General features: G+C 44.1%; 10 protein-coding genes and 1 pseudogene. 10 read left to right on the plus strand and 1 reads right to left on the minus strand.

Translation table 11 applies throughout. The annotated features are described in order from the left end of the window. From ABDW72_RS20290 to ABDW72_RS20320, 7 genes and pseudogenes are all read left to right on the plus strand, one after another. A partial coding sequence (locus tag ABDW72_RS20290) for a tyrosine-type recombinase/integrase (protein WP_347160471.1) occupies window positions 1-462 on the plus strand: 462 nt, incomplete at its 5' end. 65 nt (window positions 463-527) lie between these two features. Then, window positions 528-1,469, plus strand: a complete 942-nt coding sequence (locus tag ABDW72_RS20295; RefSeq protein WP_347160472.1) for an RHS repeat-associated core domain-containing protein — start codon at window positions 528-530, stop codon at window positions 1,467-1,469. Window positions 1,470-1,479: 10 nt separating this feature from the next. Continuing rightward, on the plus strand, window positions 1,480-1,983 hold the full coding sequence (locus tag ABDW72_RS20300) for a hypothetical protein (RefSeq protein ID WP_347160473.1): 504 nt from the start codon (window positions 1,480-1,482) through the stop codon (window positions 1,981-1,983). 383 nt (window positions 1,984-2,366) lie between these two features. Further along, window positions 2,367-3,302, plus strand: a pseudogene (locus tag ABDW72_RS20305) (RHS repeat-associated core domain-containing protein); the annotation flags it as partial. A 1-nt stretch (window position 3,303) separates the two neighbouring features. Then, entirely contained in the window at window positions 3,304-3,813 is a 510-nt protein-coding gene (locus tag ABDW72_RS20310; RefSeq protein ID WP_347160474.1) for a DUF6843 domain-containing protein, read from the plus strand. Between the two features lie 329 nt (window positions 3,814-4,142). After that, on the plus strand, window positions 4,143-5,090 hold the full coding sequence (locus ABDW72_RS20315; RefSeq protein WP_347160475.1) for an RHS repeat-associated core domain-containing protein: 948 nt from the start codon (window positions 4,143-4,145) through the stop codon (window positions 5,088-5,090). Next, the gene (locus ABDW72_RS20320; protein ID WP_347160476.1) at window positions 5,074-5,505 is read left to right on the plus strand and encodes a hypothetical protein; all 432 of its coding nucleotides are present in this window, start codon (window positions 5,074-5,076) and stop codon (window positions 5,503-5,505) included. The genes ABDW72_RS20315 and ABDW72_RS20320 overlap by 17 nt, the downstream gene beginning before the upstream one ends. Window positions 5,506-5,677: 172 nt before the next feature. Here ABDW72_RS20320 and ABDW72_RS20325 read toward each other — a convergent pair whose 3' ends face one another. Beyond that, on the minus strand, window positions 5,678-6,745 hold the full coding sequence (locus ABDW72_RS20325) for a PDDEXK nuclease domain-containing protein (RefSeq protein ID WP_347160477.1): 1,068 nt from the start codon (window positions 6,743-6,745) through the stop codon (window positions 5,678-5,680). 49 nt (window positions 6,746-6,794) lie between these two features. Here ABDW72_RS20325 and ABDW72_RS20330 point away from each other — a divergent pair, with 49 nt between their 5' ends. The 3 genes from ABDW72_RS20330 to ABDW72_RS20340 form a co-directional block, all read left to right on the plus strand. Then, window positions 6,795-7,781 carry an RHS repeat domain-containing protein gene (locus ABDW72_RS20330; protein WP_347160478.1) on the plus strand — a complete coding sequence of 329 codons (987 nt, stop codon included), beginning with the start codon at window positions 6,795-6,797 and terminating at the stop codon, window positions 7,779-7,781. Continuing rightward, a complete protein-coding gene (locus ABDW72_RS20335) occupies window positions 7,778-8,401 on the plus strand; it encodes a hypothetical protein (protein ID WP_347160479.1) in 624 nt (207 codons plus the stop codon). Before ABDW72_RS20330 ends, ABDW72_RS20335 begins: the two co-directional genes overlap by 4 nt. Before the next feature lie 1,522 nt (window positions 8,402-9,923). Next, on the plus strand, window positions 9,924-10,166 hold a 243-nt coding region (locus ABDW72_RS20340), incomplete at its 3' end, for a hypothetical protein (protein WP_347160480.1).

Below are 10,166 nucleotides of genomic sequence, written 5' to 3' on the forward strand. Positions count from 1 at the left end.
CGAAAGGTGCTGGTGGGCCTGCTAGTCTTCCAGGGCCTGAGCGTGGGGGAGCTGCAGCTGCTGGAGCCCCGCCACGTAGACCTGGAGCAGGGGCTTGTGCACATTCCAGGCACGCGCCGAAGCAACGGGCGGGTACTGCGGCTGCTGGAGTGTCAGCTGGCCCCGCTGCGCGAGTACCTCTGCGGGTACCACCAGGACGTGGTCTTTACCACAGCACAAGGGAGCAGAGATCTGACGAACCTGCTCACGGCGCTCATGGAGCGGCTGCGCAGAACCAACCCAGGGGTAAAAAACGCCACGCAGCTGCGCATGAGCGTGATCAGCCACTGGCTGAGGGGCAGGGATGTGCGGGTGGTGCAGCATATGGCAGGGCATCGGCACGTCTCTTCCACGGAGCGCTACCGGCTGGACCGGCTGCACACGCTGCAGCACGATGTGGAGAGCTTTCACCCGCTGGAGTAATCGGGGCAAGAGACAACATTTCACGATCTTACCTGAGCAGCGCCTGCCGGGTGCTCTTTTGCATTTTGGAGCACTACGACCCATGGGGTCTTAACCTCGCCGGCATCGAGAAGCAGGGAAATCCGGACCACCTCTTCCAGTACAACGGAAAGGAGAAGCAACAAGAGCTGGGGCTGAACTGGATGGACTACGGGGCCAGGATGTATGATGCACAGCTGGGAAGATTTCATACTCAGGACAGATTTGCTGATAAATATATAAGCTTTACACCATACCAATATGGAGCGAATAGTCCGATCAACTTTATAGACGTGAATGGCGATTCGCTGTGGGTTACTCATCGGACAGGTTTCTTAGGCTTAGGAGGAAAGGAAACTTTACGCTTTGAGAATGGTAACCTCTATAACAAAGATGGCAGTGCTTATAGCGGAAAGGTTAAAGGGTTTTTAAGTAAATCCGTAAATGCCCTTAATACGATTAATAGCACACAAGAAGGTGGTGCTATGGTAGGCGAGCTTCAGAGCTCTGACAATAATTTTACTATTGTTAAAGGTGATAGTAAGTTTACCCCAAGTAACCCTTTGAAAGCACATGCTAATGAACTCCAAACAGATCCTGCACAGGCAAGTTCACTACAAGCACTAGTAAATGCGGGTATCAATCTATCAGGAGGTTCGGGAGGGACAATTTCTTGGAATCCATCTGGATCGACACTCCCAACTTTAAATGGAGCTGGTTTAAACTCTGTTACAGACCTTGCACACGAGATGTTTCATGGCTTAGATGCTAACAGAGGCTTATTGGACAGTAGAATAAGTCAAGGTATCGAGAGAAGTGAATGGCAGGCTGTCTATAGAGAAAATGTGTTGAGGGGGCAGTTAAATGTATCTCTAAGAACCCATTATATAAAAGCAGTAGATTCTAATGGAAAGTTTATTGGAGGAAGTGGTACAAGGATGCTTACTCCAGCTAATAAGCCTCTGCTGCCATCTTGGTATAAACCTTAAACAAAGTCATATGAAAGTTTTACTTATTTTTATGTTAGCACTTGTTACGGTATCATGTGTCAATAGTCAAGGTAGCACTACAATTCAATACAAAAATAAATCAGCTGAAAAATCTTGTAGAGCAGGTCTATACTCTATGAAAATACCAAAAGGATTTAAACTCATGACTTTGGTTGGAGGGCACGATGAAAAAGAGAAGCAATATGTTTATCCAGACTCTGCTGCAATATATGTGACTAATTTTAGAGCTAGTACACTCAATTACAATAATATTATGACCTTGGGAGATAGCATTGCGGATGAAAGATTAGCAAGTACTGAATTGAAAGCAGAAATTTCCCGCTCTTTAGGAAAGGAGTATACACCTGATACTTTGGTTCTACACGGTATTACAGATAAAGGTTTATACTGGAAAGACATCAAGGTTGGTTGTATAAGTATAGGTTATACTAATGTTCCAGAGCACAGGAAGAGTGAATTCAATAAGGCTTTAGATTCATTTAAATTAAGATAGACTTGCTGGCTCAGATTTATAGTCTAACCTTAATGCTAGTATTACATCAAAATCCCTTTCCGTTCAGGATTGGGATTTTGCTTTTCTGCCATTAATTTCAAGTTAGCAAGCGCCATATTACTTGACACGTGTTTTACTTGGCAAAGTGGTGTTCGTTCATGCCCTCGGCCAGACTGCGGGTGCTAGTTAAACGTTGCGCAGCGGCTTTGCGTCGGAATCCTAACTGTACCTCTCAAGTAAGGCGGGATAATATATTATTATTGAATCATAAGGCACCTGTGCAGTTATAGGCTTTAAGCGTACTACTGCGTGGATGCATTCTTCTATCTTGCACGTGCGCCAGCCGGGCCTGCTTTTGCATTTAGGGGCACTACGACCCATGGGGTCAAAACCTAGTGGGCATTGAAAAGCAGGGAAATCCGGACCACCTCTTCCAGTACAACGGGAAAGAGAGGCAAACGGAGCTGGGGCTGAACTGGATGGACTACGGGGCCAGGATGTATGACGCCCAGCTGGGAAGGTGGCATGTGGTGGATTCTAAAGCAATGGCTTTACCTTCTATTAGTCCTTACAACTATGCGTTAAATAACCCAACTCTAGTTATTGACCCTAACGGAGAGTTCCCTATTGATATACATGTAAGAAGTTTTGCTCCATTTGATTCTTTTGGATTTAGTGGTTGGCATGGTGATGGTAACAATCGACCATTCTCAACCTCTGACAAGTACTCCTCACGTATGAGGCAGGTAACCTCGTATGATACCGATACAAGAGAATCATCGACAATAGCCTATGGTAACATATCAGCAAGTAAATATGGAGCAATTGCATATTCAGATGCAGAAGTCACAGACAACTCTTTCGGTAATAGAATTAATACCCATCTCTATGGTAATAATGATGCTGTGATGCCTGGAATCTTAGGACCAGGTTCTGGTCCTGATGGAGGACCTACTTGGGATATTGATATTAATACAGATTTATTCGTTACTGTTTCTGATGGAGAGAATGGGGATCAGATCTTAACAATTGCAGGAAATATAACAGGAGACAATTTCCCAAGTGCTGAAGCATTTGTAAGAGACAGCCAAGGTAAGAATTCAGTTTTCCTGGGGGCATCTGCGGCCGGCTATGGACCTAATAAAGGGCCTTTTATAAAATTAGCGGGAAACAATAAACGTCAAATGATGAGCGTGAATGTCCAAATTGTAACTGACAAAGATGGAAACTTTAAAGGTGTCATGAGAGGAGATAAGATGATTTCTATTGAAGAATGGAATAAAAGCTATCAAAAGAAAAACCCAAGAGGTACAAATTAACATGAAGGGGAAAAATATGCTCGTTATAAACCTACTCCTAGTATTTATACTCCAGTTCTGTGCTACACCTCAAACTGAAAGTATAACTCTTATACCTAAAGGCTATACTGGTATTATTGTTATTATTTTTGATCAGGCTGATGGCGTCATGCCAGAGATGGAAAATGGGAAAAGAGTATATATAATTCCTAATGGAGGGGTGTTGAAAACTCAAGCCAAAGCCAATTATAAATTAAGTGGACATAAGTACTACTATGTTGACTCATTAGGCAATAGGGAGCCAATAAAGTATCTATACCAAAGAGGGTTGGAAGATGTCGGGGAAACTTTTGACAGCGTAAAATCTACTAACGGCATTTTTGCTTATGGAGAGGAAATGGGTGCAACCGCAAATAACAAGCCTAACTATAAAAAGTTTAGGGTCTTCATTGTGAGCCCTAAAGAACAACAGGATTCACTGTTAGCAATGAAGAGCAGAATTGTGTCTAAGGTCTTACTAAAAACCAAGTAAAAAGGGAAAGAGCCTAGTGCCTAGTGCCTAGTCCTGCTATAGGTTGACAGACTTGTATTAAAAAAGGGAGGGTTTTTTTATACAAATTTGAGAGGTTAACTGAGAGAAACAAAACGTTGCTGTTAGTTGCTGCCACAGTCCCAAACCGAATCCAAACGCTTTCCGTCCGGAGACCAAACCAAAACAAAACGGTTTCCAAACCAAAACCAAACAGAGACCACCGTCCCAATCTGCGCAACGATAAGGCTCTGGACCGGTGGCTTTCCCTCCAAATAGAAAACTACTATATTTAACAGCAGGGGGATGCCGGCCGGGTGCTCTTTTGCATTTTGGAGCACTACGACCCATGGGGGCTTAACCTCTCCGGCATCGAAAAGCAAGGGACGCCTGATCATCTCTACCAATATAACGGCAAGGAGAAGCAGGGCGAGCTGGGGCTGGATTGGATGGACTACGGGGCTCGCATGTACGATGCCCAGCTGGGCAGGTGGCACGTGGTGGACCCGCTGGCGGATCAGATGAGAAGGCACTCGCCCTATAACTATGCATTTGACAATCCGATTAGGTTTATTGATCCGGATGGAATGAGGGCTGATGTTTTCGATAGCAGTGGCAAGCTTATAAGAAGAACTTCAGGACCAATACAAATTCAAACTAAAGGTGGACTTAAGAACCTAAGTCAAATAAATACATTCCGGAGGGGAGGAGCAAAGTTAGTGGCGAACGTAGCTGCTTACTATGCAGCCAAAGCGGGGCTTCCATCTGGTACTACAGTAGGTGTCGATAGATACTACAACAATCATTCAGTTCCTGCCTATAGTGTTGGTGAGTCTTCTGTATTTTTGAATGCAAAGGGTGGTTATGTAAATGATAATTTAGATAACCAAAACAATATGATAAATGTAATGGTGCATGAGAAAGACCACTTACAAAAAGGCCAAGGAATAACGGGCTCTACCTTTATGGAGCATGCTGAAGTATATTTAACGCAAATGGGGGATAAAAGCTTCGCTAAGACAACTGAGGAGTTTAAGCAAAGTACTATAACCTCTTTTTCACAACACCTAATTTCTGCTTTCAACAATGAAAAGTACTTACAGTCTTCTGATATTTCACAGGTAGTAGATGCTTTCAACAGCTTAAATACAGGCTATACTCTAAGTTCGACTGAAAGTAGTGATGGAAAGCTTAGCTTTAAATTCTCATATATGAACTCTGAAGGGAATAGAGTTACTACTAAATCAATAACAAAAGGAATTGATGAAGATAATGATTAAGAAAATAGCATATTTAACTTTCCTATCGGTAATATTTAGCTCATGCTCTTCCGAGAAGAAAGACAATAGATTATTATCCGCTCTAACTGAAGGAGGAATCAAACATTGGGATTTAATTAAAGATAACTGGTATTATCCCAGTTATGGAAAGAGTTTTAATGTTAATGGAAGTTATAAAGATTTCATTTATAATAAACAAAATCAAAAGTGCCTATATAAGGGAGCTTCAGATGTTGTAATTCCTAATACATGGAGTATCCAAGGGGACTCATTAATTATTTTAGGTAATGGGAGGTTCCGAGCTAAAAAAATAAGTAAAGACTTATTGATACTAAGCTACGTACATAATCCGAAAATAAATATAATACTGGTGAAGAGTGAAAAGCAAAGCGATAGCGTTCAGGAATGTAACTAGACTTTTAACCTGTATTCCCATGCATTCTTTATTTACAGCTGTAATCCCTTTATCAAAGGATGGACATTAAAATCTTTTACAGAAGAAATAGCCTGAAAAGCTATTCCGCAAAACCGAGTTTTGGAAACTTAAAAGTAGCCAGGATTAACCCAAAGAGACACCAGTTCAGCTGCTAGTGCTCATTCCCCTGGTTTGTTCCGAACAGCGCATGCAGCTTTTGCTGCAGCAGCTCCTTGTCCGGCAGCTGGGTTTTGTACTCGGCCACCAGGGCCGGGGAGAGGTTCCTGCTCAGGGCGTACTCGACCACCTCCGTGTCCCTGTCCTTGCAGAGCAGGATGCCGATGCTGGGGTTCTCGTTTGCCTTCCGCACGTCCCGGTCCAGGGCCTCCAGGTAGAAGTTGAGCTGGCCCAGGTGCTCGGGCCTGAACTTGTCTGCCTTCAGCTCGAAGGCCACCAGGCACTGCAGCCCCCGGTGGTAAAACAGCAGGTCCACGAAGAAGTCGCTGTTGCCCACCTGCAGCCGGTACTCCTCGCCCACGAAGAGAAAGTCCCTGCCCAGCTCCAGGATAAAGCGCCTCATCTGGGCCAGCAGCGCCTTTTGAAGCGCCCCTTCGCTGTGCGGCTCCGACAGGTTGAGGAACTCGAACACGTAGCTGTCCTTGAAGACGTTTACCACGTCCTGGTCCAGCCCTTTGATGGCCGGCGGCTGGCTCTGGTTGCCCAGCATCACTCGTTCGAACACGCCGCTGCTGATCTGCCTTTCCAGTTGCTTTACGCTGTACTTCTCCTGGATGCAGAGGCGCAGGTAGAACTCCCGCTCCTCGGCCGTCCTTGCCCGGGAGAGGAGCACCAGGTGGTGGGTCCAGCTCACCTTGGCCAGAATGCTGCCGCGCACGCTGCTGGCCTCCAATTGTGTCATTGGCGATGACACAATTGGAAGGGACTGCTGAGCTGACGCTGTAGCAGGAGCCAAGGAACTGGCAGTGTAAGTTTCGTAGAACTGCTTCATCCGGTAAAGGCCCCTCCGGCCAAAACCTTTAAGCTCGGGGTGGTTGCGCTTGAGGTAGGCGGCCAGCTCGTCGACGGTCTTCTCTCCCCAGTTACTAGAGGCGATGCGCCTGCTGATGTGTTCCCCCACTTGCCAGTAGAGGTTGACCAGCTCAGTGTTGACAGCTTTTAGGGCACTGTTCCTAGCTTGCTGGATAAGGGAGGCGATTTCGGAGAACTGGTCCTGTGACATGTGGGCGTCCTGCTAAAGTGGAAGAGGACAAAGGTACTTTTTCCAGGCTTTGGGGCCAACAGAAGCGGAGAGAGGAAAACCAGTTGATAAACGTGTATATTTAAAATCAGGCAATACCAGCCGGGCGTGCTTTTGCATTCTGGAGCACTACGACCCATGGGGAGTCAACCTCGCCGGCATCGAAAAGCAAGGAAATCCGGACCACAAGTACCAGTACAACGGCAAAGAGAAGCAGGAGGAGCTGGGGCTGAACTGGATGGACTACGGGGCCAGGATGTATGACGCCCAGCTGGGCAGGTGGCATGTGGCAGACCTATTGGCGGAAAAATATCATGTATTGTCTCCATTTGTATATGTAGCTAATAATCCCCTTAAATTCATTGATTCTGATGGCAAAGAAATAATACCTATTCATATTCCTAAGTATGATAAAGATGGTAACCCCGTTGCGGTAAGGGGGTTATCAGGAAGAACAGACAGGGCTTTTAGTAAGTTAATGCAGGTGAATGAATTTAGGGACTATTTAGGCATGTTCGCTAAGAAAGGGGATAAGATAGGAGGTTATACATATGAACAAAATGGTAAATATTCAGATGTAAAATTTTATATATATGATTATATACTTTATGCTGAAACAGAGAACATCCTAACAAACTTTGAAGGTGGCCATACTGCTATGATTGATGAAACAGGTAAGTTATTTTTTCAAACTTTACTAAACAGTTATGACAAATTGGATTCTGACTTAATTGACACTATTGTACATGAGCTTGTACTTCATGGCTATGCAGATGATGAGCTTGTAAAACTTTTCAAAGCAGGCAAAATGAAAGAATTCTATGCGTTAAGAAAAAAGTTAACTGAAGATGTTGGAAAGTATGATCATGATGCAAAAGATGCAAATAATCCAAATCATGAGGGCAACGTTAACTACAGGAGAATACTCCGGCAAATACAACATCAAAAGTTTCTTTATAGAGAAAAACCACCAAAATTTGGTATTGAGCAAATTGTTCCAAAAGAAAGCTTTAAATGAAAAATATATTATATCAAATAAGCTTATGTCTTGCAATAGTACTATCACAACTTAGTTGCAAAAAACATATTAGTAAATTAGAAAGCCCATATAAGTATGTATTAATACCAACAGGTGAAACACCTAATGATGTTTTTATAGAAATTGTTGAAGATGGAAAAAGAATAATAATGAATAAATACTTAACTAAAGATAGCACCCTTCTTCGCAGAAAATTTTTTATAAAAAAAGGCGGAGCATTCTACGAAAAATTTATTTTAAAAGATGCTAAAGGAGATAGAGATACTCTTGAATTGCTTATGCTATCTACCGAAAAGGATACCGTCTTCAAATATGCTTATGATAATTACGATAAATTTTACAATATACCTACAAAATCAAGAGATTATAAAATAGATATTCATTCTAAAAAAAACAATCACTTTGTTACAGATAAGTATTCTCCTTATGGAGAAGGTGCTTTGGAAGAAAAGTTTTGTTATGATAAAAATTATACGATTCTTGCTTATAACTTCTATAACATTAAAGGAGATACTTTAAGCTATGTTAGTGTTAGCCAGAGTAAAAATGATATTAATAATTTAGATACTGTTTTAAACCCTAAGAAAATGAAAAACTGACCACTGACATCTCCCCGGAAATCTTGGCCGTCGTAAAGCAGACATCTGTTGGTAGGGCAATAGCTTTGCCGTCATTGCTAGCTAAATCATCTGCTGACGGCTTAAAACGCGATATAAGACTTGCACCCAGAATAACTGCTGCATCTTAAAGATTTGCTGACTGTAAGTTTTACGGAAAGAAAGATTAATAGCTAGTGATTAAACAGACCTTCATAGAAGTGAAACGCCAGTAAAATGAGTTTCGGGAAGCACAACTCGGAAGCGGTTGCAACGCCAGTTTGTAGACTTTCAGATTCCTCTTTTACAGTCTCATTAGTTAAATCTTAATTCCGTTTTACGGAATAAGTAAGTGAGGCAGCAGGGAGATCTTATTTCGGGGACATGAAGTTGCCTATATGCTTAATTTCAAAACTCAACTAAAGTAAGATTGGCAACAATAAATCCCTATATTTATATAGTCTTATAATAATCCTTATGTACAACAGAGCCTTTTCTGGGCGATGTGCAGTTCTAAGGATTTTTCTTTTGTTCGTCCTTTTAAGTTCATTTAAATATCGATATAGCGAGAACGTAAAAGCACCGCTGCTGACTGCTCGATTATCCTGGGTGCTTTGGGTTGCTTTCCGATGGCAAACCGGTGGCTGTGTGTTTGCTTTTGGATGGCAGGCGGTTAGATTCCGGAGTGAACAGCACCGGTGCTGTCTCAGGTGCCTTCTGCAGAGACAGCGCTTTCCGCTTGCTTAACAGCATAAAGTGGTCTCAAGCAGGAGGGCAATCGCCAACTTACACCAATATACTCTTGATGGCAAATGGGTCTGCTTTCGGATGGCTAACCACTTGCAACCGGCGCTTTGCCATTTCTTATTTGCTGAACCTAAAAGCGGCCTCCGCTGTAGCGGTACGGCTAGGGCTCTGGCCAGGCAACAACAGGCAACAACAGGCAACAACAGGCAACAAAAGTAAGCAACCGACAACAAACCGGGCATGGGCCGTGTCCCAAACCATTGCAAAAGCTCGGTAAAGGAGCGTTCTGCGGCGCAGGGTACCGTAAAACAACCAGAAAAACAGGTATATCGGTGCTTTACGGCTGCCTGTACGTGCCGATACACCTGCGTTGCGCGTGTTGGCTGCCAGCTGAAATCCTCCTCAGCCATCAGAAAACTATTGCTTAGCCATCGAAAAGCCATCGCGTTGCCATCCGAACCACAACAGCAAGCAACAGAAAGCAACGGTGCCTCAAGCTGGCGGCAGCTGCTTTCCCGCCGCACGCCGTTCCGCAAAAGGGCCATTTGCAGGAGAACGACTGAAGGCGGCTTCCAGTGGAGCGGTACGGTAAAGGCTCTGACCAAGCAACGACAGTAAGCAACAGAAAGCAACTATGGCCACCACGGGACAAACCGGTCCAGCCGTGTCCCAAACCGCTGCACAAGCTACCGTAAAACAGCCTGAAAAGCCGCTCAAACGGCAAAAGAAGGTGTACTGACGCTTTCTTTGCGGCCTGTAGGTGCTACTCCCCCACGTCATGCGTATCGGCAGCCATCCTTGCGCCAGCAAAAAGCCATCAAAAAACCATCACTTCGCCAGCACATTGCCAACCAAAAGCAATCGTCCGGCCAACGGAAAGCAACGCTTTGCAACGGTGCCCCAGCCTGGCGGCGGCTTTTCCGCTAATCGATGTCCCATAAAAGGGAGGTATAACGAGATCCGGCACCTCCATTTTCAAAGTGGGCTAAACGTAGGATTTGAAGCATCCCCTATTCTCATT

It is taken from the genome of Pontibacter chitinilyticus (genome assembly GCF_039748935.1).
Classification (GTDB): domain Bacteria; phylum Bacteroidota; class Bacteroidia; order Cytophagales; family Hymenobacteraceae; genus Pontibacter; species Pontibacter chitinilyticus.